Annotated in this window: 25 protein-coding genes and 1 pseudogene; 12 read left to right on the top strand and 14 right to left on the bottom strand. The window is 72.7% G+C overall.

Annotated elements, in window-relative coordinates; genetic code table 11:
• Position 1: 1 nt before the first annotated feature.
• From gnd to ACFYZE_RS07515, 3 genes are all read left to right on the top strand, one after another.
• Positions 2 to 883 carry a phosphogluconate dehydrogenase (NAD(+)-dependent, decarboxylating) gene (gene gnd, locus ACFYZE_RS07525; RefSeq protein ID WP_388989864.1) on the top strand — a complete coding sequence of 294 codons (882 nt, stop codon included), beginning with the start codon at positions 2 to 4 and terminating at the stop codon, positions 881 to 883.
• A gap of 6 nt (positions 884 to 889) precedes the next feature.
• Positions 890 to 1,516 (top strand): histidine phosphatase family protein, encoded by a 627-nt coding sequence (locus tag ACFYZE_RS07520; protein WP_388989862.1) that lies wholly within the window; start codon positions 890 to 892, stop codon positions 1,514 to 1,516.
• A gap of 66 nt (positions 1,517 to 1,582) precedes the next feature.
• Positions 1,583 to 2,038 (top strand): tellurite resistance TerB family protein, encoded by a 456-nt coding sequence (locus ACFYZE_RS07515; RefSeq protein WP_388989860.1) that lies wholly within the window; start codon positions 1,583 to 1,585, stop codon positions 2,036 to 2,038.
• Between the two features lie 17 nt (positions 2,039 to 2,055).
• Here the strand turns inward: ACFYZE_RS07515 and ACFYZE_RS07510 are convergent, their stop codons facing one another.
• Positions 2,056 to 3,846, bottom strand: a complete 1,791-nt coding sequence (locus tag ACFYZE_RS07510) for a bifunctional sugar phosphate isomerase/epimerase/4-hydroxyphenylpyruvate dioxygenase family protein (protein WP_388989858.1) — start codon at positions 3,844 to 3,846, stop codon at positions 2,056 to 2,058.
• Positions 3,847 to 3,859: 13 nt separating this feature from the next.
• Positions 3,860 to 4,735, bottom strand: a complete 876-nt coding sequence (locus tag ACFYZE_RS07505; RefSeq protein ID WP_388989856.1) for a shikimate dehydrogenase — start codon at positions 4,733 to 4,735, stop codon at positions 3,860 to 3,862.
• A 157-nt stretch (positions 4,736 to 4,892) separates the two neighbouring features.
• Here ACFYZE_RS07505 and ACFYZE_RS07500 point away from each other — a divergent pair, with 157 nt between their 5' ends.
• The 4 genes from ACFYZE_RS07500 (at position 4,893) to ACFYZE_RS07485 (ending at position 9,460) form a co-directional block, all read left to right on the top strand.
• Positions 4,893 to 5,558 (top strand): TetR/AcrR family transcriptional regulator, encoded by a 666-nt coding sequence (locus ACFYZE_RS07500; protein WP_388989854.1) that lies wholly within the window; start codon positions 4,893 to 4,895, stop codon positions 5,556 to 5,558.
• A 172-nt stretch (positions 5,559 to 5,730) separates the two neighbouring features.
• Entirely contained in the window at positions 5,731 to 7,089 is a 1,359-nt protein-coding gene (locus tag ACFYZE_RS07495; RefSeq protein ID WP_388989852.1) for an MFS transporter, read from the top strand.
• Between the two features lie 201 nt (positions 7,090 to 7,290).
• Positions 7,291 to 8,154, top strand: a complete 864-nt coding sequence (locus ACFYZE_RS07490) for a glycosyltransferase (protein WP_388989850.1) — start codon at positions 7,291 to 7,293, stop codon at positions 8,152 to 8,154.
• Positions 8,155 to 8,320: 166 nt separating this feature from the next.
• Positions 8,321 to 9,460: a PP2C family protein-serine/threonine phosphatase gene (locus ACFYZE_RS07485; RefSeq protein WP_388989848.1), complete on the top strand. Its 1,140-nt coding sequence runs from the start codon at positions 8,321 to 8,323 to the stop codon at positions 9,458 to 9,460.
• Here the strand turns inward: ACFYZE_RS07485 and ACFYZE_RS07480 are convergent.
• Positions 9,457 to 10,065 (bottom strand): TetR/AcrR family transcriptional regulator, encoded by a 609-nt coding sequence (locus ACFYZE_RS07480; protein ID WP_388989846.1) that lies wholly within the window; start codon positions 10,063 to 10,065, stop codon positions 9,457 to 9,459. The genes ACFYZE_RS07485 and ACFYZE_RS07480 overlap by 4 nt on opposite strands.
• Positions 10,066 to 10,177: 112 nt before the next feature.
• Here ACFYZE_RS07480 and ACFYZE_RS07475 point away from each other — a divergent pair, with 112 nt between their 5' ends.
• Entirely contained in the window at positions 10,178 to 11,062 is an 885-nt protein-coding gene (locus tag ACFYZE_RS07475; RefSeq protein ID WP_388989844.1) for an NAD(P)-dependent oxidoreductase, read from the top strand.
• Here ACFYZE_RS07475 and ACFYZE_RS07470 read toward each other — a convergent pair.
• Positions 11,059 to 11,508 (bottom strand): PPOX class F420-dependent oxidoreductase, encoded by a 450-nt coding sequence (locus ACFYZE_RS07470; protein WP_388989842.1) that lies wholly within the window; start codon positions 11,506 to 11,508, stop codon positions 11,059 to 11,061. The genes ACFYZE_RS07475 and ACFYZE_RS07470 overlap by 4 nt on opposite strands.
• A gap of 273 nt (positions 11,509 to 11,781) precedes the next feature.
• Here ACFYZE_RS07470 and ACFYZE_RS07465 point away from each other — a divergent pair, with 273 nt between their 5' ends.
• Positions 11,782 to 13,038 carry a serine hydrolase domain-containing protein gene (locus tag ACFYZE_RS07465; RefSeq protein ID WP_388989841.1) on the top strand — a complete coding sequence of 419 codons (1,257 nt, stop codon included), beginning with the start codon at positions 11,782 to 11,784 and terminating at the stop codon, positions 13,036 to 13,038.
• Positions 13,039 to 13,082: 44 nt separating this feature from the next.
• Here the strand turns inward: ACFYZE_RS07465 and ACFYZE_RS07460 are convergent, their stop codons facing one another.
• Both ACFYZE_RS07460 and ribA read right to left on the bottom strand, forming a co-directional pair.
• Positions 13,083 to 14,138, bottom strand: coding sequence for a saccharopine dehydrogenase (locus tag ACFYZE_RS07460; protein ID WP_388989839.1), 1,056 nt, complete (start codon positions 14,136 to 14,138; stop codon positions 13,083 to 13,085).
• 211 nt (positions 14,139 to 14,349) lie between these two features.
• Positions 14,350 to 15,033, bottom strand: a complete 684-nt coding sequence (ribA, locus tag ACFYZE_RS07455; RefSeq protein WP_388989837.1) for a GTP cyclohydrolase II — start codon at positions 15,031 to 15,033, stop codon at positions 14,350 to 14,352.
• A gap of 55 nt (positions 15,034 to 15,088) precedes the next feature.
• On the opposite strand from ribA, the gene ACFYZE_RS07450 reads away from it, so the two are divergent.
• Complete coding sequence (locus ACFYZE_RS07450) at positions 15,089 to 15,901, top strand: creatininase family protein (RefSeq protein WP_388989835.1); 813 nt, start codon at positions 15,089 to 15,091, stop codon at positions 15,899 to 15,901.
• Positions 15,902 to 16,116: 215 nt separating this feature from the next.
• On the opposite strand, the pseudogene ACFYZE_RS07445 reads toward ACFYZE_RS07450, so the two are convergent.
• From ACFYZE_RS07445 to ACFYZE_RS07425, 5 genes and pseudogenes are all read right to left on the bottom strand, one after another.
• Positions 16,117 to 17,100: pseudogene (locus ACFYZE_RS07445) on the bottom strand (YbhN family protein); the annotation flags it as partial.
• Positions 17,100 to 18,029, bottom strand: a complete 930-nt coding sequence (locus ACFYZE_RS07440) for a class I SAM-dependent methyltransferase (protein ID WP_388989833.1) — start codon at positions 18,027 to 18,029, stop codon at positions 17,100 to 17,102. The gene ACFYZE_RS07440 and the pseudogene ACFYZE_RS07445, both read right to left, overlap by 1 nt.
• Complete coding sequence (locus tag ACFYZE_RS07435; RefSeq protein WP_388989831.1) at positions 18,026 to 19,240, bottom strand: glycosyltransferase family 4 protein; 1,215 nt, start codon at positions 19,238 to 19,240, stop codon at positions 18,026 to 18,028. Before ACFYZE_RS07435 ends, ACFYZE_RS07440 begins: the two co-directional genes overlap by 4 nt.
• Positions 19,237 to 19,635, bottom strand: coding sequence for a 6-pyruvoyl tetrahydropterin synthase family protein (locus tag ACFYZE_RS07430; RefSeq protein ID WP_388989829.1), 399 nt, complete (start codon positions 19,633 to 19,635; stop codon positions 19,237 to 19,239). Before ACFYZE_RS07430 ends, ACFYZE_RS07435 begins: the two co-directional genes overlap by 4 nt.
• 165 nt (positions 19,636 to 19,800) lie before the next feature.
• Positions 19,801 to 20,781, bottom strand: a complete 981-nt coding sequence (locus ACFYZE_RS07425; RefSeq protein ID WP_388989827.1) for an FAD-dependent oxidoreductase — start codon at positions 20,779 to 20,781, stop codon at positions 19,801 to 19,803.
• 107 nt (positions 20,782 to 20,888) lie between these two features.
• Between ACFYZE_RS07425 and ACFYZE_RS07420 the strand changes: the two genes are divergently transcribed.
• Positions 20,889 to 21,668: a CDP-alcohol phosphatidyltransferase family protein gene (locus ACFYZE_RS07420; protein WP_388989825.1), complete on the top strand. Its 780-nt coding sequence runs from the start codon at positions 20,889 to 20,891 to the stop codon at positions 21,666 to 21,668.
• Between the two features lie 22 nt (positions 21,669 to 21,690).
• On the opposite strand, the gene ACFYZE_RS07415 is transcribed toward ACFYZE_RS07420, so the two are convergent.
• Positions 21,691 to 22,146 carry an RpiB/LacA/LacB family sugar-phosphate isomerase gene (locus ACFYZE_RS07415; RefSeq protein WP_388989823.1) on the bottom strand — a complete coding sequence of 152 codons (456 nt, stop codon included), beginning with the start codon at positions 22,144 to 22,146 and terminating at the stop codon, positions 21,691 to 21,693.
• 204 nt (positions 22,147 to 22,350) lie between these two features.
• Between ACFYZE_RS07415 and ACFYZE_RS07410 the strand changes: the two genes are divergently transcribed.
• Positions 22,351 to 22,965 (top strand): DNA polymerase ligase N-terminal domain-containing protein, encoded by a 615-nt coding sequence (locus ACFYZE_RS07410; RefSeq protein ID WP_388989821.1) that lies wholly within the window; start codon positions 22,351 to 22,353, stop codon positions 22,963 to 22,965.
• A gap of 97 nt (positions 22,966 to 23,062) precedes the next feature.
• Here ACFYZE_RS07410 and ACFYZE_RS07405 read toward each other — a convergent pair whose 3' ends face one another.
• Positions 23,063 to 23,368 (bottom strand): hypothetical protein, encoded by a 306-nt coding sequence (locus ACFYZE_RS07405; protein WP_388989819.1) that lies wholly within the window; start codon positions 23,366 to 23,368, stop codon positions 23,063 to 23,065.
• A 103-nt stretch (positions 23,369 to 23,471) separates the two neighbouring features.
• Positions 23,472 to 24,908, bottom strand: a complete 1,437-nt coding sequence (locus ACFYZE_RS07400) for an MFS transporter (RefSeq protein WP_388989817.1) — start codon at positions 24,906 to 24,908, stop codon at positions 23,472 to 23,474.
• Positions 24,909 to 25,208: the final 300 nt, after the last annotated feature.

Raw genomic sequence — 25,208 nt, 5'->3', positions numbered from 1 at the left:
CATGCAGCTCGGACTCATCGGTCTCGGCAAGATGGGCGGCAACATGCGCGAGCGGATCCGCCGCGCGGGCCACACCGTCGTCGGCTACGACCGCAACCCCGAGGTCTCCGACGTCAAGAGCCTGGACGAGCTCGTCGAGAAGCTCGAGGCCCCCCGCGTGGTCTGGGTGATGGTCCCGGCAGGCGCGCCCACCCAGTCCGTCGTCGACGAACTCGCCGCGCTGCTCTCCCCCGGCGACATCGTGGTGGACGGCGGCAACTCCCGCTGGACGGACGACGAGAAGCACGCCGCCGAACTCGGCATCAAGGGCATCGGCTTCATCGACGCGGGCGTCTCCGGCGGTGTGTGGGGCCTGCAGAACGGCTACGCGCTGATGGTCGGCGGCAACAAGGAGCACGTCGACCGGCTCCAGCCGATCTTCGACGCGCTCAAGCCGGAGGGACCGTACGGCTACGTCCACGCGGGCAGGGTCGGTGCCGGCCACTTCTCGAAGATGGTCCACAACGGCATCGAGTACGCCATGATGCAGGCCTACGCCGAGGGCTGGGAACTGCTGGAGAAGATCAAGTCCGTGGACAACGTCCGCGAGGTCTTCCGCTCCTGGCAGGAGGGCACCGTCATCCGCTCCTGGCTGCTCGACCTCGCGGTCAACGCGCTCGACGAGGACGAGCACCTGGACAAGCTTCGCGGCTACGCCGAGGACTCCGGCGAGGGCCGCTGGACCGTCGAGGCCGCCATCGACAACGCCGTCCCGCTCCCGGCGATCACGGCGTCCCTCTTCGCCCGGTTCGCCTCGCGGCAGGACGACTCCCCCCAGATGAAGATGATTGCCGCGCTGCGCAACCAGTTCGGCGGCCACGCGGTCGAGTCCGCGAAGGAGTAACGAGCCGTGGGCGACCTCCTGCTGGTCCGCCACGGCGAAACCGAGTGGAGCGTCACGGGGCAGCACACCAGCTTCACCGACCTCCCGCTCACCCAGCGGGGCGAGGAACAGGCCAAGTCCCTCGCCCCGCTGCTCGCCGGACGCACCTTCGCGCGCATCCTCACCAGCCCCCTCGGCCGCGCGATACGCACCGCCGAACTCGCCGGGCTCTCCGGCGCAGTCCCCGACCCGGATCTGCACGAGTGGGACTACGGCGGCTACGAGGGCATCACCACCGTCGAGATCCACCGCACCCGCCCCGACTGGTACCTGTGGACCGACGGCGTCCCGCAGGGGCCGCCCGGGCACCCCGGTGAGTCGCCGGACGAGGTCGGGGCACGTGCGGACCGGGTACTGGCCCGCATCGGGCCCGACCTCGCCGAGGGCGACGTGATCCTCGTGGCCCACGCCCACTTCCTGCGCGTCCTCACCGCGCGGCACCTCGGCCTCACGGCCGCCGAGGGGCGGCTGTTCCAGCTCGCCACGGGCACGCTCAGCCGGCTCTCCACCGAGCACGGCCGACCCGTGATCGCGGAGTGGAACACGGCCGGAACTTCCGCGACTCCCCGTCAGTTCTCCTCTGGGTTGCTGTAGAGATCTTTCAGGGACGAGGGCCCGCCCGCCGGGGGCGGGCCCTTCTCCACGACGTAGGGAGTCCACATGGCTCTGTGGGACCGCATCAAGGAATCCGCCTCGACGATGCAGACGCAGCTCGTGGCGAAGAAGAACGACCTGAAGAGCGGCGCGTTCCGCGACGCGAGCATGGCGATGTGCGCGCTCGTCGCGGCGGCCGACGGGACTGTCGATCCGTCCGAGCGGCAGCGCGTGGCGCAGCTCATCGCCACCAACGAGGTGCTGCAGAACTTCCCGGCCGACGACCTGCGCCGCCGCTTCGAGGACAACCTGAACAAGCTGACCGCCGACTTCGACTTCGGCAAGGTCAGCGTGTTGCAGGAGATCGGCAAGGCGAAGAAGAAGCCGGCCGAGGCGCGGGCCGTCATCCAGATCGGCATCGTCATCGGCGGCGCCGACGGCGACTTCGACAAGGACGAGCAGGCGGTGGTCCGGGAGGCGTGCTTCGCACTCGACCTCCCGCCGCACGAGTTCGACCTGTAGACCGGTAACGCCCTTCGTCACCGCACCGGTCGGCTCGCGTGCTGCGCCGCCAGCCGCACCGGTGCGTTCCGGGCGCCGTACCCCCGGTAGCCGCCGTCCCGCTGGACCAGTTCGAAGAAGACGCGGCCCACGGTGTGCGTGTAGCAGTGCAGGAAGGCGCCGTCCGCGTCGCGGTCGTAGAGAATGCCGAGGTCGCGGTACGTCTCCAGCTCGCCGTCGGCGAACTCGTACCGGGCGGCCAGGTCGTCGTAGTAGTTCGCGGGCACCTCGAGGAGCCGGCCGCCCGCCTCGCGGAAGCGGCGGGCCGCCGAGATCACGTCCCCGGTGGCGAGCGCGATGTGCTGGGCCCGGGCGCCGTCGTCTCTCGGGGCGGGCCCGATGCTCAGGGCGATGCGCACGCTGCCGTCGGCGTTGGTGACCGCGCGGCTGCGGTGCAGTCCGTAGGGGTCTGCGACGTCGACGCTTTCCTGGGCGTGCAGCCCGAGCACGCTGCGGTGGAAGAGGGCCGCCTCGTCGAACTGGTGCCAGGGCTGGGTGAGGGCGAGATGGTCGACGCGGTCGATGCCGGAGGCCGGGACTTCGTGCGGGACCTCCTCGAAGTCCCCGCGCCAGTCGGGGAGTCCGGCCCGTCCGGTGGCGCAGAAGAACAGCTCCGTGCCGTCGGGCGCGGACACCGCCTCCAGCGGCGCGTCCTGCGGGGCGCGGCGGCGTGGCAGGACCGGGGCGAGCAGCGCCTCGGCGCGCCGGGCCGCTCCTTCCGGGTCCGGGGACTCCAGGCCGATGGCGGCGAGGGCGGTGCCGTCACGGCGTGCGGCCGGGCCGGTGTTGACGAGGACGCGGGCGGCGCCCTGCTCCCACAGGTCGACGGGTTTCGTCCGGTGCCGGGCCGTGCGGGCGAAGCCGAGCGCGCCGAGGACCGCGGAGACCGGGTCGACGTCCGGGGTGACGAGTTCCGCGAAGGCGACACCGGTCGGCACCACCGGCGGGGGCGGGGCCGCGAGTCCGGTCGCCTCCTGGAGGACGAGCAGCGAGCGGCGGGCGTCCACGGCGGTGGGGGCGGCCTCGGCCTGGCGGAAGACGTCGTTGAAGACCTCCAGGGACAGCGGACCGCTGTAGCCGGCGCGCAGCACATGGGCGAGGAACCCGGCAAGGTCGAAGCCGCCCTGGCCGGGGAAGCAGCGGTAGTGGCGGCTCCACTGCAGGACGTCCATCGCCATCAGCGGGGCGTCGGCCAGTTGCAGGAAGAAGATCTTCTCTCCGGGGATGTCCTCGATGCCCTTCGGGTCACTGCCCCGGGCGAGGATGTGGAAGCTGTCCAGGCAGACGCCGAGCGCCGGGTGGTCCGCGGCCTCGACGACGCGCCACGCGTGGTCGTACGTGCTCACGTGCCGGCCCCAGGCGAGTGCCTCGTAGGCGACGCGGATCCCGAACTCCTGGGCGAGGTCGGCGAGTCGGCGCAGATGCCAGGCGGCGAGAGCGTCGTCGTCCTCGGCATGCAGGGAGACGCTGGAGCAGACCAGGACCGTGTCCGCGCCGAGCCGGTTCATCAGCTGGAACTTGTGCCGGGCCCGGCGCAGATTGGTCTCGAACTCCTGCGCAGGCACGGCCTCGATGTCGCGCATCGGCTGGTAGAGGTCGATGCTCAGGCCGAGGTCGGCGCAGCGGGCCCGGATATCCTCGGGGCTCAGCGGGCTGGCGAGCAGGTCGTTCTCGAAGATCTCGATCCCGTCGAACCCGGCGCGGGCCGCGGCGGTGAGCTTCTCGGTGAGGGATCCGCCGATCGAGACGGTGGCGATGGAGGTACGCACCAGGGGTCCTTCCCTACTGACGGGCGGCCGTGGCCCCGGCCAGTTCGGTGATGTCCGTGAGCATGCGCGCGCTGTCCGGTTCCCGCCCGGTGAAAAGGCGGAACGCGTCGGCGGCCTGGAAGACGGCCATGCCGCCGCCGTCGATCGTGGCGCAGCCGAGTGTGCGAGCGGTGCGCAGCAGTTCGGTCTCCAGCGGGCGGTAGACCACCTCGGCGACCCAGAGGCCGGGGTGCAGCAGCCGGGCCGGGAGCGGCAGCCCGGGGTGGGCGGCCATGCCGGTGGGGGTCGCGTGCACAAGGCCGTCGGCGCCCGTCAGGACCGCCGGCAGCGCGTCCAGGGGGGCTCCGGCCGCGCGCTCGGCGCCGAAGTGCCGGCTCAGGGAGGCGGCGAGGTCCGCGGCGCGCTCGGGCAGGGCGTCGACGACGGTGACGTGACCGGCGCCGAGCGTCAGCAGGGCGTGCGCGACGGCCGCGCCCGCGCCACCCGCGCCGAGCTGCACCACGCGGTCCAGCGGGGCGTCGGGCAGCCCGCGGGCGAAGGAGGCGGCGAAGCCGGTGACGTCCGTGTTGTGGCCGACGGCCCGGCCGTCCTCGAAGACGACGGTGTTCACGGCACCGAGCGCCTCGGCCTGCGGGGCGAGCGCGTCGAGGTGCGGGATGACCAGCTGCTTGCACGGGTGGGTGACGTTGAGCCCGTCGAAGCCCAGGTCTCGGGCGGCCCGGACGAGATCGCCCACGGCCGCCGGACCGGCGCCGAGACGGTCCAGGTCGATCAGCCGGTACAGGTAGCGCAGGCCCTGCCGGTCGGCCTCCCTCTCGTGCAGGGCGGGACTGAGCGAGGGACCGATGCCCGAGCCGATGAGACCGACGAGATAAGAGTCCTGGGACACCGGCGTCCTCCTGGCAGTAATGTACGAACTAGTACGTTAGTCATAGCAGCAGTCACCGGCCGGCGGAAGCCCTTGGGGGAACGGGGTGCGACCGGGCTTCTACAATCACGGGCACGCGAACGAGTCGGACAGCCCTTCCCTCGCCCCAAGGAACCCCATGACGAGCGTCGACGAACCGGCACGACCGAACGGCCGCATCCGCGACGCCGCCCGCACGAAGGCCGAGATCCTCGACGTGGCCACCCAGGAGTTCGCCCGCGCCGGGTACGACGGGGCCCGGGTCGACGAGATCGCCGCACGCACCCGCACCACCAAGCGGATGATCTACTACTACTTCGGTGGCAAGGAGCAGCTGTTCACGGCCGTCCTGGAGCGGGCGTACGGGGTGATCCGCCAGGCCGAGCAGGAACTGGACGTCGAGCATCTGGACCCGGTCGCGGCCATCCGCCGGCTCGCCGAGGTCACCTTCGACCACCACGAGCAGCACCCCGACTTCATCCGCCTGGTGAGCATCGAGAACATCCACGACGCCCAGCACATCGCCGCCTCCGAGGAGCTCGGCACGATCGGCTCGCCGGCCCTTGAGGTGACCGGTCGCATCCTCGAGGCGGGCCGGAAGTCCGGGCTGTTCACGGCCGATGTCGACGCAGTCGACCTGCACGCGCTGATCAGCTCGTTCTGCTTCTTCCGGGTCGCCAACCGGCACACCTTCGGCGCCCTCTTCGGCCGGGACCTGGTCGCCGCCGACCAGCGGGAACACTACCGCCGGATGCTCGGGGACATGGTGATCGCGTATCTGACGGCGGACCGCACGGAGGACTGACCGCCGCACCGGCGGTCCGGACACGACCTCTTGACACCGGGGAAACACGGGCGCAACATCCCACCCACCGCTACTAACTACCCAGTGGGTTAATTAGCCGAATCCGGCGCCTCTCCCCATCCGCTCACTCCGCCCGTCTCGTCTACGGTGGAGTCCCTCGAAGGAGCCCGTCGTGTCCGTCCCCGCCCCGCCCGACGACGCCGCCGCCCCGCCCGGCCAGCCGAGGAAGGCCGCGACGGCCGCCTGGATCGGCAGCGCCCTGGAGTACTACGACTTCTTCATCTACGGCAGCGCTGCCGCGCTGATCTTCCCGAAGGTCTTCTTCGACGCCTCCGACCCGGCCACCGCGACCCTGCTGTCGCTGGCCACCTTCGGTGTCGCGTACGCCGCCCGTCCGCTCGGCGCGCTGTTCCTCGGCCACTACGGCGACCGGGCCGGGCGTAAGAAGATCATGGTGTTCACGCTGGTCCTGATGGGCCTGTCGACGTTCCTCATCGGCTGTCTGCCCACCCGCGCCGAGGTCGGCACCCTCGCCCCCGTCCTGCTGGTGCTGTGCCGCGTCCTGCAGGGAATCTCGGCGGCGGGCGAGCAGGCGAGCGCCAGTTCCATGAGCCTGGAGCACGCGCCCCCGCACCGGCGCGGGTTCTTCACCAGTTTCACGCTCAGCGGCACCCAGGGCGGCCAGCTCATCGCCACGCTCGTCTTCCTGCCGGTCGCCGCGCTCCCGGAGAGGCAGTTGCTGTCCTGGGGCTGGCGCGTCCCGTTCTGGCTGAGCGTCGCGGTCGCCGTCGTCGGCTATGTCATCCGCCGCAGGCTCGCGGAGACACCGGCCTTCGCCCGGCAGGCCGGCGCCGAGGGGCCGGCCCGGCTGCCGCTGGCGGTGCTGCTGCGCGAACACTGGGCGGACGTGCTGCGGGTGATCGCGGGCGCCCTCATCGCCTCGGTGAGCACCATCTTCACGGTCTGGGCGCTGGCGTACGCGACGAGCGACGCGGTGGGCGTGTCCCGCTCCTCCATGCTGTGGGTGAGCGCGCTCGCCAACCTCGTCGCGCTTGCCGCGATCCCGCTGTGGGCGGCGCTGTCCGACCGCGTCGGCCGCCGCCCGGTGTACCTCATCGGTGCCGTGGGCAGCGCGGTGACGATGTTCCTGTACCTGTGGGCGATCTCCAGCGGGTCCTATCCGCTGATCCTGCTGACGGGCATCGTCGCCTTCGGTGTCCTCTACAGCGCCGCGAACGGCGTGTGGCCCTCCTTCTACGGTGAGATGTTCTCCACCCGGGTCCGGATGTCGGGCATGGCGATCGGCACACAGATCGGCTTCGCGGTCGCCGGGTTCGCGGTGACGTTCGCCGCCGAGATCGCCGGGCCGGACGGCACCGACTGGTCGTCGGTGGCCCTGTTCACCGCGGCCCTGTGCGTCCCGCCGATCGTGGCCGCGCTCACCGCCCGCGAGACGCACAAGGTGCCGACGGAACGGCTCGGCGAGCGCCCGGCGGGCGAGGCGACGAGCCGGGAGACGGTCACGGCCTGAGCCCCGCGCATCCGAGTCCTGGACCGCGCCGGCGGTTCGGGGACTCGGACGTGCCGCCCTCGCCACTCCTGCGGCGACCGCCCGCGCACGCACCGCACCCCCGCGCCCGCCCGGACCCGGGCCGCACACCGTGCGCCCGCCGTCCGAGTGGCCCGCACCCCGGGTGATCCGCCCGTCATCCGCGCGCCCTAGCCTGGCCGCATGCCCCGTCGTCCGTCCCGTCGTCCCGTACGTGCCCTCACCCTGGCCGCCTCCGTCCTGGCCACGCGGGCACGCCCGTCCGGGCCGTCGGCCGAGCCGTCCTGCGCACCCGTACCGGCTCCGGCCGGGCGCCCGATCCGGCCCGTGCCCGGACGTGTGCTGCACCTGGTCACGGACGGGCTGCCGCACCAGAGCACGGGCCACTGCCTGCGCACCCAGGCGCTCGCCCGGGCGCAGTCGGAGGCGGGGCTCGATCCGCACGTGGTGACGCGCATCGGATTCCCGGTCACCCACGGTGTGTTCGACGCTCGCTCGCTGGATCTGCTGGACGGAGTTCCCCAGCACCGGCTCCTGCCCCGGTGGCTGCCCCACGGCGACGGGCCGCTCCTCGCGCGCAACGCCGAACTGGCGGCGCGGCTCGTCGAGCGACTGCGGCCCTCGGTGCTCCACGCGGCGGGCGACCACGACAACGGCCGTGTGGCGCTCGCCCTGCGCGAGACGTACGGGCTGCCCGTGGTCTACGAGGTGCGCACCCTTCCGGCGGAACCCCGGCCGGCGCGGCCCCCCGGGCGTGCTGGCGCCGACGAACCGCTCCTCGCCCCGGACCCGTCGGAGACGTACTGCCTGCGCGAGGCCGACGCCGTGCTGGCTCCGAGCGAGGCGCTGAAGGCCGAGATCGTCGCGCGCGGGGTGCCCGAGGAGCGGGTACGCGTCGTCCCGGACGTCGTTGATCCCGTCTTCCTTCAGCCCCCGCCCGACGGCAGCGCTCTGCGCGCCCGGTTCGGCATCGTCGCCCGCGACCGCACCTGGTCGCAGATCGCCGCCGCGACCCGCTCGGTGTACCAGTCACTCGGATGCCTGTGAGACGTCCGACTCCGTATCCGGCCTCCTCACCCGGCCCGGCATAGAGCGCGGCACCGAACTGTTGGCACAGCTGAGGGACGTGGTGCAGGCGGCACCCTGATCCCCCGGCCGTGGCTCCCCCAGGTGCCGTGTCCCCCCCACCAAGCCGCCACCGTCCGGAGCAGGAATGAGCGCTGCCACCCCCACTACATCCGCGACCAGGTTCGTCCAGGTCTGGCGCCGGGCAGCGCCGCACCCGCTCTTCCTGGTCATCCCCCTGATCTTGATCATCTCCATCCCGGCGGCCGACGCGTTCCTGCCGCCGGACATCCACCTCGCCCCTCTCCTGGTCGTCGCCACCGCGGTGACCGCCATCGGTGCCGGTCCTCGACCCACGGCGCTGACCGGTGCCCTCGCGGTACTCGCGCTGATCGCCGCGGGGGCGGAGCGGCGGACCCTGGTCACCGAGAGTGTGCTGGTCGAGCTCGCCTCACTCGCCGCGCTGTCCGCCCTCCTGGTCGCCTTCACCCAGCTGCGGGACCGGCACCGTCGGGAACTCATCAGGGCGCGCACGGTCTCGGACACCGCTCAGCGTGTCGTCCTGCGCCCGCTCCCGGAGCGGTCCGGGCCGGTGTCCCTCGCCTCGGAGTACCAGAGTGCCGAGGCCGACACCTACATCGGCGGGGATCTGTACGCAGCGGCCCGCACCGCCGACTCCACTCGCCTGATCATGGGGGACGTCCGCGGCAAGGGCCTCGCGTCCATCAGCGACACGGCGATCGTGCTGGGCGCCTTCCGCGCGGCGGCCCACCGGCAGATCCCGCTGACGGAACTGGTCGCCTACGTCGAGGACGCCGTCCGCTGGGGTCTGGCGGAATTCTCGGAATGCGAGCCCGACGCCGCGGAGCGCTTCGTGACCGCCGTGGTGCTCGACATCCCGGACGACGAGCCGGTGGTCCACATGATCAGCTGCGGCCATCCGCCGCCGCTGCTGCTGCGCCGGGCGACCGGGACCGCCACCGCGCTCCATGTGACCGAACCCGCCCCACCGCTCGGCCTCGGCGCCATGTCCGACAACACGTACACGGCGGCGACCTTCCCCTTCCACGAGGGGGACAGGATCCTTCTGTACACCGACGGCGTCACCGAGACCCGCGACAGCGAGGGCACGTTCTACCCGCTTGCCGAACGCGTCGTGCGGTGGACCGACCAGGCCCCCGGGCCGCTCCTGAAGGAGATCACCACCGACCTGCGGGCTTACGCGGGCGGCCTGCTCAACGACGACATGGCCATGATGCTCGTACAGCGGCGCCCGGAGACCGCCTAGGACTGCCCGGAGGTGCCGTTGTCGACGCTCGCGTCGAGCAGCGGTCCGAGCTCCCGCACCACGGTCGTCAGGGCCCGGTCGTCCCGTTCGGCGCGGGCGATCAGCAGGGCGCCCTCCAGGGCGCTGATCATGAGCGTCGCGAGCGGTTCCGCCCGGGCCGCCGGGACTCCCATGTCCGTCAGCGCCGCGGCGACCGGGCGCGTCCAGTGGGCGAACGCCGCCGCGGCCGCCGCGCGCGTGGAGTCGGTGGACTGCGCGCAGCCCACGGCCGCCGCGGCCACCGGACAGCCGCCCTCGAAACCGGTTCTGGCGTATTCGTCCGTCCACTGTCGGACCATCTGGGCGAACAGCCCGCTGGGTGTCGGCTCGGCCATCGACGCCAGGAAGCGGGCGATCCGCTTGGCGGCGTACCGGCCGGCCCACTCCACCGCCTCGTTGACGAGCTGTTCCTTGCCGCCGGGGAAGTAGTGCTGCAGCGAGCCGCGTGGCGCCCGCGCGTGCGCGGCGACATCGCGCATGCCGGTCGCGGTGACGCCGTCGCGCCGGATCAGCTGGGCCGCGCTGAAGACCATCCGCTCGCGTGGTCCGCGCTCGGACACCGCCATCGTGACCTCCGTCTCGACACTTCGGCCCCCACCCTATGACCGGTGTCATAGGGCCCGCTACTATGACCGCTGTCATAACCCGTGACGACGCCTCGCAGGGAGGGCGGTCCCCATGGACGTCGGCTTCATCGGTCTCGGGGTCATGGGTCAGCCGATGGCGCTCCGGCTGGCCCGGGCCGGCACCCCGCTCCTGGTCTGGAACCGCACGGCCGCCCGCACCGATCCGCTGCGCGCGGCCGGCGCCGGGGTGGCGGCGGATCCCGCCGAGGTGTTCGCGCGGACGGACGTCGTGATCCTCATGCTGGCCGACGACCTCGCGATCGACGCCACCCTGGGCCGAGGCACGCCGGACTTCGCGGCCCGCGTCGCCGGACGCGTCGTGGTCCACATGGGTACGACGTCGCCCGGATACTCGCGCGCCCTCGAGGCCGATGTGCGCGCGGCGGGCGGACGCTATGTCGAGGCACCGGTCTCCGGGTCCAGGGTGCCCGCGCAGGACGGACAGCTGGTGGCGATGCTGGCCGGGGACGAGTCGGCCGTGGAGGTCGTACGGCCACTGCTGGCACCCCTGTGCCGGGAGACGTTCGTCTGCGGTGCCGCGCCGAACGCCCTGCTGATGAAGCTCTCGGTCAACCTGTTCCTGATCTCGCTGGTGACCGGGCTGTCGGAGGCGTACCACTTCGCGGACCGGCACGGTCTGGACCGGCGGCTCTTCCTGGACGTCCTGGACGCGGGCCCGATGGCCAGCGCGGTGTCCCGGATGAAGGCGCCGAAGCTGTACGCCCGCGACTTCGCGGTGCAGGCGGCGGCCCACGACGTCCTGAAGAACAACCGGCTGATCGCCGAGGCCGCCCGCAAGGCGGGGGTCGCCTCCCCGCTGCTCGACGTCTGCCACGCCCTGTTCGAGGAGACCGTCACGCTGGGCCACGGCCACGAGGACATGGTGGCCGTCCTGCGCGCGATCGAGTCCCGTACCGACGACGGCGTCCGGGGTTAGCCCAGGTTCGCCCCCTCGGGGATGCCGTACGCGCGCTCGACGTGCAGGCGCAGCACGAGGCGGCGGTCGCGGACCATGGCGGCGCGGTACTCGTCCCAGTCGGGGTGCTCGCCCAGGACGTCGCGGTAGAGCCGGATGAGCTCCTCGACCGTCGCGTCGTACGGGTCCTTCGCGACGGGCGAGAGCTCGGCGGTGCCCTCGACGACCGTGTACGCCCGCCGGTCGGCGCTCGTGACGTGGTAGGAGGCCCTGGAGTCCCGGCGGAGATTGCGGGTCTTGGCGCGGTCGTCGGTGATCGAGACCCGGATGACCCGCTCACCGGGGTCATAGGCATGGCTGACATTCGACAGCTGGGGCCGACCGTCCCGTTTGAGGGTGACCAGCACCCCACCGCGGCCTTCGGAGAGCAGAGCGAGCAGAGCGTCCTGTGTCCCGTCCTGAGTCATACCCGGGTCAACTCCCGGGACCGAGCCGCGCATTCCCGAGGGGACACCGTCCACGTACGTCCGGTGGACACCCTCTGCGCCGGGGCGGCGCGGCGATCGGGGTGGCACTCGGCATCAGCTGGGTAGTGAGCAGTCACCTGCCGCAGGAGGATGCCGGCCTCACCCCGGGGCGGACCGCTCCGCCGAGGAGGGACCGGCCCCGGTTCTGCGGCGGAGCGTGAAAGGTTGGACCCGGGAGCCCGGGACCGCACCGGGAGAGACCGGAGGAGAACGATGGGACACCTGCGGCAGGAGGTCGAGCCGGAGGAGGTCGGCCTCGACCCGAAGGCGCTGGCCCGCCTCGACCAGCACTTCGCACACCAGGTGGACGACGGCCGGCTGCCCGGCTACCTGGTGGCCCTCTCCCGGCACGGCCGCATAGCCCACCTCGCCACGTACGGACACCGCGACGTCGCCGAGGGGCTCGCGGTGGAGCCCGACACCTTGTGGCGGATGTACTCGATGACCAAGCCGGTCACGTCCGTCGCCGCGCTGATCCTGATGGAGGAGGGCCGCTTCGGGCTGGACACGCCCGTCGCCGACTTCCTGCCGGCGTTCGCCGAGCCACGGGTGTACGTCGACGGCACCGGCCCCGCCGTCCGGACCCGCCCCGCACAGCGGCCCATCCTGGTCCGCCATCTGCTCACGCACACGGCCGGCCTGACGTTCGGCTTCTACCGCACCCATCCCGTGGACGCGCTGTACCGGGAGGCGGGCATCGACTCGTCCGTGGTGCCCGGCACGGACCTCGCCCAGACCTGCGAGGTGTACGCGCGGCTGCCGCTGCAGTTCGAGCCGGGCACGCAGTGGAACTACTCGGTGGCGACCAACGTCCTGGGGCGGCTCGTGGAGGTCGCCTCGGGCCAGGACCTGGACGCCTTCCTCGCCGACCGGGTCTTCGGGCCGCTGGGCATGGAGGACGCGGGCCTGCACGTCACCGAGGACCGGGCGCCGCGCCTCGCGGAGCTGTACGGCGAGACGGAGAGCGGCGGCATCACCCCGATTCCGGGCCTGCCGCTGCACGGACGGCCCCGGCTCCTGTCGGGCAGCGGGGGCATGGTGGCGTCGGCGTACGACTACCACCGCTTCATGGAGTTCCTGCGCCGCCGCGGCGAACTGGACGGCACCCGGCTGCTGGCCCCCGAGACGGTCACCGCGATGACCTCCAACCAGCTCCCGGGCGACGCCGACCTGCGGTCGTACGGCAGCCGGGTGCACCGCGAGCCCGGCAAGGCGGGCCTCGGCTTCGGCCTGGGCGTCTCCGTGGTCACCGACCCGGAACTCACCCGGTCCCCTGCGGTGCGGGGCTCGTTCGGCTGGAGCGGGGTGGCCACCACCACGTTCTGGGTGGACCCGCAGCACGACCTGACGGTCCAGTTCCTCACCCAGCTGCGGCCCACCGGCTCGCACACCGTGTACCCGGAGCTGAAGCAGCTCGTGCACGAGGCCCTGCCGGGAAGCGTCGGATCCGCAGCGAGATCCAGCAGGTAGCGGCCCCACCAGGTCTGCCCCGGGCCGGCCCGTACGCGGCGGACTCAGACGTCGCTCCCTTCCTCTCCCCCGGCTCCGAGTGCCCGGACCGCGGCGTCGAAGTGCTCCCGGCAGCGGCCCCAGGCGCCGCCCACCTCGAAGTCCAGCAGCAGCGGGGTGAGTGCGCCCGAGAAGTCGGTGCTGGCCTCCAGGGGCAGCAGGGACGGGAGGTTGTCGATGGCGATGAGGTCGAGCACGGGGTGCTCACGCAGCCGGCGTACCGGGTGGTCCCAGTCGGTCGGGGTGTCGTAGACCGGCAGGAGGTTCAGGGGCGAGCCGACGTCGGCCGTCACGTCGCACAGGGTGCGCAGGCGGCGCCCGGGTTCGTCGAGGTCCTTGTCCGTCAGGAAGGGCGGGACGGGCCGGGTCGTCAGGACGGTGTTGACCATCAGCTCGTGGGCGAGCAGGGCCTGACGGTCCAGGTTCCGGGTCTCGGCCAGATCCCAGCAGGTGGGGTCGGCGCCCGCGACGCCGAGCGCGACCCGGGCACCGCGTCCGCTGCGGCCGAGGGCGCCGATCACCAGCGCCCGCACCTCGCCCGAGGCGGCGCGCAGTTGTTCGTCCAGTTCCTCCTTGGACGTCGGCCGCAGCGGCGCGGTCAGCCGGCCCTGGTGCTGGAGCAGGGCGAGAGCCGCGCCCAGGTATCCGGCCCAGTAGCCGAACGCGACGAGCCGCCGCCCGTCCTCGTCCACCAGGTACTCCAGGTCCAGCAGGGCGCCACCCCCGGCGACGAACCGGCGCAGCAGGGCCGCGGCGCCCGGCTGCCCCTTGTAGGCGTGCCCGAAGAACAGGTGTCGGTGGACCAACGCGGAAGGCTCGTCGGGGAGTTCCTTCAGGCCGGCGATCACCGCCTCCGGCGGCGCCGACACCCAGGAGCCCGGCTCGGCGACACGGCAGCCCACCTGCTCGTACGCCTCGGCCGGGAACACCCGCTGCGGGGAGTCCTCGACCGTCACGGTCACGCCGCTCTCGACCAGGCGCCGGGCGTCGGACGGCACGATCGGTGTGCGCCGTTCGGTGGTACGGGACTCGTGGCGGAGCCACAGGTGGAGTGCGGTCATACGCGGTTGACCTCCGGGCGCGGGGGCGTCGGCGGCGAAGCGTCCGACGCTCACGGGGCTGACGTCGACGAAGGGTACGCGTCCGCGGAGGAGATCCCTCAGGATCTCGCCGACAGCGGGTCCCGGCGGGAGGCCGTGGCGACGGCGGTCGGTGGACCGACGGGAGCGGGGTGCGCGGCGGCCGGCGCCGGACGGCCGCCGCGCGGGCCGCTCACGAGGACTGCACCACCGCGTCCAGGTGCGGCAGGTAGTGGTCGAGCCGCTCCCGCTTGGTGCGCAGGTAGGTGATGTTGTTCTCGCACGGCGGTATCAGCAGCGACACCTGCTCGTCGACCTTGATGCCGTGCCGCAGCAGCGCCTCCCGCTTGCGCGGGTTGTTGGAGAGCAGGCGCACGGACCGTACGCCGAGGTCGTGCAGGATCTCCGCCGCGACCCGGTAGTCGCGGGCGTCCACCGGCAGACCGAGGGCGAGGTTGGCCTCGACGGTGTCCAGGCCCTCCGACTGGAGCTTCATCGCGCGCAGTTTGGCCAGCAGGCCGATGCCGCGGCCCTCGTGGCCGCGCAGATAGACGACGATGCCGCGGCCCTCGGCCACGACCTGCCTGAGGGCGGTGGAGAGTTGGGGCCCGCACTCGCAGTGCGTGGACCCGAAGGCGTCCCCGGTCAGGCACTCGGAATGCAGGCGGACGAGCATGCCCTCTTCCTCGATGTCGCCGTACACCAGCGCCACTTGTTCGTCGCCGCGGTCGTGGTCGAGGTAGCCGACGGCCTGGAAATCACCGTACTTGGTGGGCAGGGGTGCATTCACGACTCGGGTGACACCGGTGGGCACGTTCGCGATCCGGGTGACTCCCGAGGGGGCATTCCCGCCGAGCACGCCGTCAATGTCTGTCATGATCTGATTCCTATCTGGTAAGCGCAGGCGGTACGAGACGAAAGGCCGTGAAGTGATGAGCGGTTCGGGAACTGCGGGTACTGCCGGGGGCCGCACCGCGGGTGTGCTGCCGTCGGACACCTCGCGGGACGTGCGGGAGCGGGCGGAGGGTGTGCGCCGTCAGGTGGCCGTCCTCCCCGTGGGCAGTTTCGAACAGCACGGTCCGTACCTTCCGTTGGCGACCGACACGCTGGTCGCCTGCGCGATCGCCCGCGAGCTGGCCGCCGCGTATCCGGTTCACCTCCTTCCTCCGGTGACGATCTCCTGCTCGCACGAGCACGCGGCGTGGCCGGGAACGGTGAGCATCTCCTCCGTCACTCTCCATGCGGTGGTACGGGACATCGCCGCGTCGCTCGAACGCTCGGGCGTTCAGGCCCTGGTCCTGGTCAACGGTCACGGCGGTAATTACGTCCTCGGCAATGTCGTCCAGGAGGGCAATGCCGTCCGGGATTCCTCGGGCAGCGGTGTGCGGATGGCGCTTTTCCCGGCCCCGGAGGACTGGGAGGCGGCCCGGGAACGGGCCGGGGTGCGCACCTCGCTGCTCAGCGACATGCATGCCGGGGAAATCGAGACCTCCATTCTTCTGCACTGTCATCCCGAATTGGTCAGGCCTGGTCACGAGACCACGGATTTCATCGCCGACGACCGGCGGCATCTGCTCACCCTCGGTATGTCGGCCTATACGGAGTCCGGTGTCATCGGACGCCCTTCGCTGGCTTCCGCGGAGAAGGGGAAGCAGTTGCTCGCGACGCTCGCGGAGTCCTTCGAGCCGTATTTCTCCCTGGTCGGGCCGGACGGCGACGAGGACGGTGTGACGCATCGCCGGTGATCCCGGGTCAGGAAGGGCGCGGGGGCGGAGCCGGTGCGGCGGATGCGCGGACGGGGGGCGCGGAGCGCGTGGGGGGTACGCTCCGCGCCCGGTACGGGGGGCCGGGAGGGCGCCGCGGGGGCCCGGTTCTCCTCGGCGGCGTCCGTCGTCGTGGTGCGCGGGTGCCGCAGGCCCGTGCTCCAGCGGGCGAGCAGGACGAGCAGGCCGGGCAGGCTCGCCACGAAGCTGAGGACGCCGTAGACGACCGCGACGCCCAGCCCGGTGTCCGCGCCGAGGCCCGCCGCGCCGAAGGCCCAGGCGGTGACGCCCTCCCGGGGGCCGAAGCCGCCGATGTTCAGCGGCAGGCCCATCGCGATGAGCGCGAGCAGGGCCAGGGGCAACAGCGTGACCGGGGAGGCGTGCGATCCGGCGACCCGCGCGGCCACCAGGAACATCAGCAGGTGCCCGGCGAGCACGACGACGGACGACAGCAGGACGGCGGGCCAACTCCCGCGCGCCAGCAGGGCGGTGCGGGCCTCTGCGAGCGCGACCCCGAAAGCCCGGCGCCTGCGGGAGGGACGGGGCGCGCGACCCATGCGGACGGCCACGACGATGGCGAGCGCACCGAGCATGGCGAGCGCCGTCAGGCCGGCCAGATGGCGGGCCTGGGTGAGCACCGGCGAGGGCACCGTGAGCAGGACCGGTACGCCCACCGCCACCAGGGCGATCTGGCCGGCGGTGCGTTCCAGGACCACGGCGCGGACGCCGCGGCCGACGTCACCGGCGCTCTGCCCGTGCCGCACCGCGCGGTGCACGTCGCCGAGGACGCCGCCGGGGAGCGCCGCGTTGAGGAACAGGGCGCGGTAGTAGTCGGCGACGGCGACGCCGAACGGCAGCCTGATGCCGAGCGCGTGGGCGACCCGGCACCAGCGCCAGGCGCTGAACACGGTGGTCAGCACGCCGATCCCGAGGCCGGCCAGAAGGGTCGGCACATCGATCCGCCGCAGCCCGTCGAGCAGCACGCCGGTCCCGAGCCGCCACAGCAGCACCCCGAGGATGAGCGCCCCGGCGAGGGTCCCGACGTGGGTGCGCAGGGCGCGCAGGACCCGTCGGCGCGGGGGTGCGTCGGTGTGGGCGGCGGCCGCCACGGGGACGGTTTCCGTCACGGTCACGCGCACCTCCTCCGCCGCCGTCGCCAGGGCCGCCGTCCGCGTCGTCATCACGCGCCTCCCGTCGGGCGGGGCAGGACCAGAACGTCGCTGTGGTGGACCGTCACGCGCAGATCGCCCGCCGCGCAGGCGTCCAGGCGGTCCCGCAGATACGTCTCCGCACGGGACGCGAGGTCAGGGCGCTGCTCCACGGCCGCACCGACCCAGCCGCGCAGCCACTCCTGCGTCAACTCCCGCTGCCGGGCGCCCAGTCGCCAGGGGCTCGGATGGACCCGTACGCTCGCGCCGAGCCGGTCGAAGGCCTCGCAGGCCGCACCCACCGCGTCGGGGCCGAGGAGGTCACCGCGCCGCTGGTGGGCGTTGAACGCCTCGCCGATCTCCCGGTCCAGGGGGTGCTCCGGCGTCAGTTCCACGCGGCCCACGACGGACAGCGTCAGCAGCGCCGGGCAACCGGCACCCACGCAGGCCCGGGCGAGCGTGTCGATCTCCTCGGCGGTGAGCACGTCCAGCAGCGCGGACGCGGTCACCAGCGACGCCCCGGTCAGCGCGTCCGGGGTGAGCCGTCCGATGTCGCCGCGCTGGGTGGTGACGGTCACCCGGCTGCCGTCGGCCGCCGCGCGGGGCGCCCCCACCGAGGCGAAGTGCAGCAGGTAGGGGTCCCGGTCGTGCAGCACCCAGTGCTGGGGGCCGTCGAGCAGCGGGGCGAGCCAGCGGCCCATGGAACCGGTGCCGCAGCCCAGGTCGTGCACGATCAGCTCGGTGCCGTGCCGGGGCCGGTTCGCGAGGCGGATCCGCAGCGGGTCGAGCAGTTCGTGCGCCCGCCCCTCCGCGTCGGCCGGCTCCCGCAGCCTCAGCCACTGCGGGGCGTATCGCGGCACCTCGGTCTCGCCGCCGCCGGGCGCGGGGATCGCGGGGAGCACCCCGGGCCCCGGTTCCGTGGACGTCTCGGACCCCGCCTCCGATGTCGTACCCGTGCTCATGCCGCCCTCCGAGGATCGTGCCGCAGCCGGCCCAGCACACCCGCCAGGCTGCGTGCCGTGGTCGCCCAACCGTCCAGTGCCGCCCGGCGGCCGCGCGCGGCGGCCTTGAGCCGGCGCCGTACGTCCGCCTCGCCGAACCAGCCGCGCAGCTCGGCGGCGATCGCGCCGGGGTCCTCCGGCGGGACGAGGATGCCGGGCACCCCGCCGTCCGGCGCGCGGCCCACCGCCTCGGGCAGGCCGCCGACATCGGTGGCGAGGACCGGGATGCCGCGCGCCAGGGCCTCGGTGACGGCCATCCCGTACGTCTCGGCGTACGAGGTGAGGACCATGAGGTCGGCGGAGGCGTAGCTGGCCTCGAGTTCGGCACCGGACCGCGGGCCGGCCAGGTGCAGCCGGTCGGCCAGGCCGTGTTCGTCGATGAGGGCGCGCAGCCGCTCCACGTACTCCGGGTCGTGGCCGAGCCCGCCGACGCACACGCAGGTCCACGGCAGGTCCTTGACCGTGGCGAGGGCCTCGATGAGCCGGTGCTGCCCCTTGCGGGGGGTCACGGCGGCGACGCACAGCAGCCGGGAGACGCCGTCGGTGCCGGGAGCGAGGGGCGCGATGTCGGCGCCGGGGGCGGCCACATGGACCCGCTCGGGGGCGAGCCCGTGGTGGGAGACGAGCCGGCGCGCCGCCCAGTCGCTGGTGGCGATCACGGCGGGCACGGCCCGCAGGGTGGCCCGCTCCTTGGCGTCCAGTTCGGCCGCGGTCCCGGCGTCCAGACCGGTCTCGTCGCCGAGCGGCAGGTGCACCAGGACGGCGAGGCAGAGGCGTTCGGCCTCGGGCACGACGATCTCGGGGACGCCGCAGGCGACCAGGCCGTCGAGCAGGACGACGGTGCCGTCCGGCAGGTCCCGCAGCGTACGGGCGAGTTCGGCCCTCGCCTGCGCCCCGGGCCGGGGCCAGGAGCCCTCGACCAGGTGCCTTTCCACCTGCCAGCCGAAGCCGGGCAGGTCGAGGCAGATCCGGCGGTCGTAGGCGTTGCCGCCGCTGGGGGTGGCCGGGTCGTCGACGCCGCCCGGCATCACGAAGTGCACGGTGCGCAGGGACATGGGGATGATGTCGGCGTTCCTGAGGGCCGTGTTCTGCACGGGCACATAGCCGAGGCGGGGCTGGGCCTGCTGCCCGCTGGTGTTCACGGACGCGTGGTCGATGGTCGTGTCGGTCACAGGGCACGCTCGTAACTCGCCCAGGCGATGTGCGACTCGTGCAGCGTGACGGTGATGCCGGCGATTCCGCGGGCGCTCTCGCCCAGGGCGCCCTTGTGGATCCGCTCGGCGAGGCGGTCGGCGATCACCTTGGCCAGGAACTCCGTCGAGGTGTTGGTGTTCGCGAAGTCCGGCTCGTTGTCGAGGTTGCGGTAGTTGAGCTCGCTCACCACCGCGCCCAGCTCCTGCGTGGCCAGTCCGATGTCGACGACGATGTTGTCGTCGTCCAGCTCGGCGCGGCGGAAGGTGGCGTCCACGAGGAACGTCGCTCCGTGCAGGCGCTGCGCGGGTCCGAAGACCTCGCCGCGGAAGCTGTGGGCGACCATCAGGTGATCGCGGACGGTGATGCTGAACAACGGACGACCCTCCAGGTGCGGTGCGTCTGGTCCCCTTCGGGGGCATGCCGTGTAGTACGGCTGACCCCTCCGCGTTGTTCAGCTGCCCGTTCTCCTTGTTCGGAGGTTCCTTGGAAGTTCTTCGGGAGTTTCCCCCAAGGTCGGGCAACTCGGGCGGCCGGGGGATCAGTCGGCGGTGTACAGGATGCGGTGGCACAACCCCTTGAGCTCACCACGGGTGAGGCGTGGCAGCACGTCGGGGAGGTCTTCGAAGCGGGACTCGCCGGTGACGAGCGCGTCGAACGCGGGGTCGGCGAGCAGGTCGAGGGCGAGGGCCATGCGGTCGGCGTAGTCACGTCCGGCGCGAGCGCGCGGCGAGACGGTGCCGACCTGGCTGCTGCGGATCGTGAGGCGGCGCGAGTGGAAGGCCTCGCCGAGCGGCAGGGTGACGCGCCGGTCGCCGTACCAGCTGAGTTCGACGACGGTGCCTTCCGGCGCGAGGAGTTCCAGGGCGCGGACGAGCCCCTGTTCACTGGCGCTGGCGTGGACGACGAGGTCGCAGTCGCCGAGGGCGTCATCGGGCAGGGCGAAGCCGACGCCGAGCGCGCGGGCGGTCGCGGCGCGTTCCGGATCGGCGTCGACGAGCTGGACGCGGACGCCGGGGTGACGGGCGAGGAGGGCGGCGACGGAGCATCCGACCATGCCGCCGCCGACGACCGCGATCCGGTCCCCGAGCTGCGGACCCGCGTCCCACAGGGCGTTGACGGCGGTCTCGACGGTGCCGGCCAGGATGGCGCGGTGGGCGGGCACGGCGTCGGGGACCACGGTGACGGCCGAGGCGGGGACGACGTACCGGCTCTGGTGCGGATAGAGGCAGAAGACGGTCCGCCCGACCAGCTCGTCCGGTCCCTGCTCCACCTGCCCGACACTCAGGTAGCCGTACTTCACGGGGGCAGGGAAGTCGCCCTCCTGGAAAGGGGCGCGCATGGCGGCGTGCTGGCTCTGGGGGACACCGCCGCGGAAGACGAGCGTCTCGGTGCCGCGGCTGACACCGGAGTACAGCGCGCGCACCAGCACGTCGCCGTCGCCGGGCTTCGGCAGCTCCACGTCCCGCAGCTCCCCGTGGCCCGGCGAACGCAGCCAGAAGGCACGAGCTGTGAGGTCCATGTGCGTCTCCCTGAACGATCCGGCGTTTCACCACGTACGCAGCTACGAGAAGTCGCGCACAAGGTACGCGCGAAGATCGAATCTGTCACTTGGCCGGAGGGTGAGCGGTGGCCCTGAACCACACATACGAGGCGAGGCTCTTGCAGCAGGAGACGACCGTGGGGGCGGGCGTGCAGGTACTGCTGCTGGCCTTGCTGGGCACGGTGATCGGCATGGGTCCGGCCGGCTGGCTGACGGGCCTGGCGTTCGCGCTCGCCACCTGGGCCGTGCTCACCCGGGCGGTGCTCCGCTCCCGGCTCAGCTCGTTCGGCCCGGCGAACCGGGTGACGCTCGGCCGCGCGATCCTGGTGGGCGGGGTGACCGCGCTGGTCGCGGACTCGTTCGAGAGCGCGCCGCCGGTGACGGTGTTCGTGGGGCTCACGGCGGTGGCGCTGATCCTGGATGGCGTGGACGGCAAGGTGGCCCGCCGGACGGGCACGTCCTCGGCGCTGGGCGCGCGTTTCGACATGGAGGTCGACGCGTTCCTGATCCTGGTGCTGAGCGTGTACGTGTCGATGGCGCTGGGCCCGTGGGTGCTGCTGATCGGCGCGATGCGGTATGTGTTCGTGGCGGCGGCCCGGGTGCTGCCGTGGCTGAACGGCGAACTGCCGCCGAGCATGGCCCGCAAGACGGTGGCGGCGGTGCAGGGCGTCGCGCTGCTGGTGGCCGCGTCGGGGTTGCTGCCGTACGCGGCGAACGTGGGGGTCGTCGGGTGCGCGCTGGCGTCGCTGGTGTGGTCGTTCGGGCGGGACGTGCTGTGGCTGTGGAGCGTGCGGGACGGCGTCGCGGTGGAGTCGTCCGCCGCGGTGGTGGTGGAGCCGGTCGCGGAACTGGTGGCGGGCGGCTGACCGGCGCCATCGCCTCAGGTCCTCAGGAGGTGGCCCTCGGGCCGTCGAGCCGTCCGATGCGGGCCACGTTCTCCCGGTCCTCGGGGTCCTCGCTGGGGCGGGCGGCGAACCAGGCGTCGAGGATCTCCTTCAGGAGCGGCTCGGAGGTCAGGCGCAGGCTGAGCGCGAGCACGTTGGCGTCGTTCCAGCGGCGGGCGCCGTCCGCCGAGTACGCGTCCGTGCACAGCGCCGCGCGCACGCCCGGCACCTTGTTCGCGGCGATCGACGCGCCGGTGCCGGTCCAGCAGCACACGACCGCCTGGTCGGAGGTGCCGTCGGCGACCTCGCGGGCCGCAGCCTCGGAGCACGCGGCCCACTGCGGGTCGTCCCCGGCCATCAGCGCACCGTGTGTGATCACCTCGTGGCCACGGCCGCTCAGTTCGGCGACGAGGCTGCGGGCCACAGGTTCGTCCATGTCCGAGGAGACGGAGATCCGCATGCTCCGGAGACTACCCGCTCCCCCGGCGCGAGCCGAGGGTCCGCCAGGGCCTCCGGCCCGGTGCGGTGGGCGCGGCTCGGTCGGGGTGCCTTCAGGAGGCCGTCAGGTCGCGCACCGGAGACGCCACCACCGCGTCGCGCAGTCCGGTGGTCATGACGGCCTGCGGGGTACTCGGGCGCCGGACCGAGTCGGAAGGAGCCGGACGTGAGCGGCAGCGATCGGCTGCGGGAGTACCGCGGCAAACGTGACTTCGACCGGACCGCCGAGCCCCGGGGCGAGGTGGCGGCATCCGGCGAGGAGCCGCACTTCGTGGTGCAGATCCACGACGCGAGCACCCTGCACTTCGACTTCCGGCTCCAGGTCGGCGACGTCCTGAAGTCCTGGTCGATCCCCAAGGGGCCGTCCGCCGACCCCGGCGACAAGCGGCTCGCCGTGCCCACCGAGGACCATCCGCTGGAGTACGAGAACTTCGAGGGCGTCATTCCCGCCGGCGAGTACGGGGGCGGGACCGTGATCGTCTGGGACCGCGGCACCTACCAGCCGCTCAGCCACGACCGGCGCGGACGCCCCGTGCCCTTCGAGGAGTCGCTCGAGCGCGGGCACGCCACGTTCCGGCTCGACGGGTCGAAGCTGCACGGCGAGTACGCCCTCACCCGGTTCCGCGGCGCGGAGCGGGGCGACAGGGAGGAGGCCTGGTTGCTGGTGAAGGCGGGGCGCGCCGGCTCCGGCGGCCATCGGACGCCCGACCCGCGCCGCGCCCGGTCGGTCCGCAGCGGACGCACACTCGCGCAGGTGGCCGCGGACGGCGGTGAGGGCTGAGGCGCCATCAGCGGCCTGCCTCGGGCGCTGCCCGCCGAGGAGCATCGAATGGGCGGCGCGGCACGCCCCGGCACCGAACTCGCCGCACGGCCCGTGCTCACCACGCTGAGCCGTCGGCGCGACTTCCCTGCCGGCGGGGTGGCGGTCTGAGCCGGCATGCGCCTGTCGTCGAGCCGGGGCGGACGATCAACAGGACCACCACGATCAGCCAGGCAAGGGAGAACAGTCCGGTGATCATCGACAGGCGGGGCAGCCGGGCGATGACGGACTCCGAGGGGGACGTCTGTTCGGACTTGTCGAGGTGCGTGACCACGTCGTCCTGGACGCCGAGTACCGCGGTGCCCAGCAGGAGCGCGGCGACCACTGTCAGCGCCATGGAGGCGATGAGCCAGGGGCTGCCCATTACGCCCATCACCTCAGCGGTGGCGATACCGAAGACCGGCCGCTCGCGACCGACCGAGCCTTGCCGCCTCCGGGGACCCTCAGGGGCGGCAAGGCTCGGTACGTCACGTACCCGACGTGGCAGCCTCCCGCTCCGGGCGCGAAGCGGCTCGCGGCGCACCCTCGGTGCGCAACGCGCGCCTGCCCGGCACCAGCAACGCGGCCAGCGCGGCGCCGAGGCACAGCACCCCCAGCAGACCGAAGCCATGCGTGTACCCGGAGCCGTACGGCAGCCCCGTCGGCTGCAACCGACCCGTCACCAGCACACTGGTGACGGCCGCGCCGATGGAGCCGCCGATCGTGCGGATGTTGGCGTTCATCCCGGTCGCCGCACCGGTCTGCTCGGCCGGAACGCTGCCGACGATCAGGTTGGCCATGGAGGCGAAGGCCAGTCCGATGCCGAAGCCGAACACGCCCGCCACGAGAGCCACCTGCCACTGCGCGTCGTGCCACAGGGTGAGGAACCCGCAGGCGACCGCACCCAGCGCGGCCCCCGCAGTGAGCAGCGCCTTGGCTCCCACGACCGGCTCCAGGCGGCCGCTCAGCACGCCCGAGACGAACATGGCCACCAGCATCGGCAGCATGAGCAGCCCCGATGCGGTGACGGACGCGCCGAAGCCGTATCCGGCGGAGCGGGGCGTCTGCACGAAGGCGGGCAGGAAGGACCAGATCGCGTACATGCCCGCGCCGAACAGCAGCGCGGCGGTGTTGGTCGTCCACACGGCGGGCAGCCGCAGGACGCGCAGATCGATGAGCGGGCTGCGGGAACGCGCCTCGGCCGTCAGCCACAGCGCGAACACTGCGGCGGCGGCGAGGAAGAGACCGATCACCCTGGCCGATCCCCAGCCCCACCTGGTCGCCTGGCTGAGCGGCAGCAACAGCGCCACCAGCCACGCGGACAGCAGGACGGCACCGAGCCAGTTGACGCGTCCCTCGGCCCGGCTCGGCGACTCGGGCACGAAGCGCGCGGCGATCAGTGTGGTGACGGCGACGACGGCGACCGGGATCCAGAACAGCCAGCGGTAGTCGAGCGCGGAGACGATGGGACCGGCCGCCACGATGCCGACGCCGCCACCGGCGGCGATCACGGCGGACAGGTTGCTGATGCTGCCGCTCACCTCGGCCGGGGCGAACTCGTCCCGGATGATGCCGAACGACAGCGGGAACAGCGCGCCGCCGGCGCCCTGGACGACCCGGGCGACGATCAGCACGCCGATGTTCGGCGCGAGCGCGGCGAGCAGACAGCCGGCCAGCAGCGTCAGCAGCACCGCGACGAGTGTGCGTTTCCTTCCGACGAGGTCGCCGACCCGTCCGAGGATCGGTGTGAAGACCGAGGCGGACAGCAGGTACGCCGTCATCACCCAGGTCGCGGTGGACTGCGAGGTGTGCAGCGCGTGCTGGACCGTCGGCAGGGCCGGCGCGATCAGGGACTGCAACATGGAGAACACGCCCGCACCGGTCGCGAGGACCGCGAAGGTGAGGCGGGTGGACTTCCGGGGCATAAAAGCCTTTCCGAACAGGGCGCGGCCGGGTTCTTCCGGCCGCGGTCGTAGGACTCCGTCCTGCGTCAGGGCAGCGTGGAGCACGCCGACGGCCGCGGGGAGCGGTCGCGGAGCGGATGGAGTGAGGGCGGGCGGTGCGATCGGCGCAGGGCCCGCAGTACGAGGTCATGGGTACGAGGCCCCCGAGGGCGCGCGTGGCCGCACGCGTCCGGGGCGGACGCACCCCGACTGTTAAAGTGGAGGCGTGCCTCCACTGTAGCGGAGGCATACCTCCGCTTCAACCGGCCGGCCTCGGGAGGC

Source organism: Streptomyces sp. NPDC001796, from assembly GCF_042892355.1.
In the GTDB taxonomy this organism is placed as follows: Bacteria; Actinomycetota; Actinomycetes; order Streptomycetales; family Streptomycetaceae; genus Streptomyces.
Note: the sequence above shows the minus strand (reverse complement) of the source record. Positions and strands in the feature narration are given on the sequence as shown.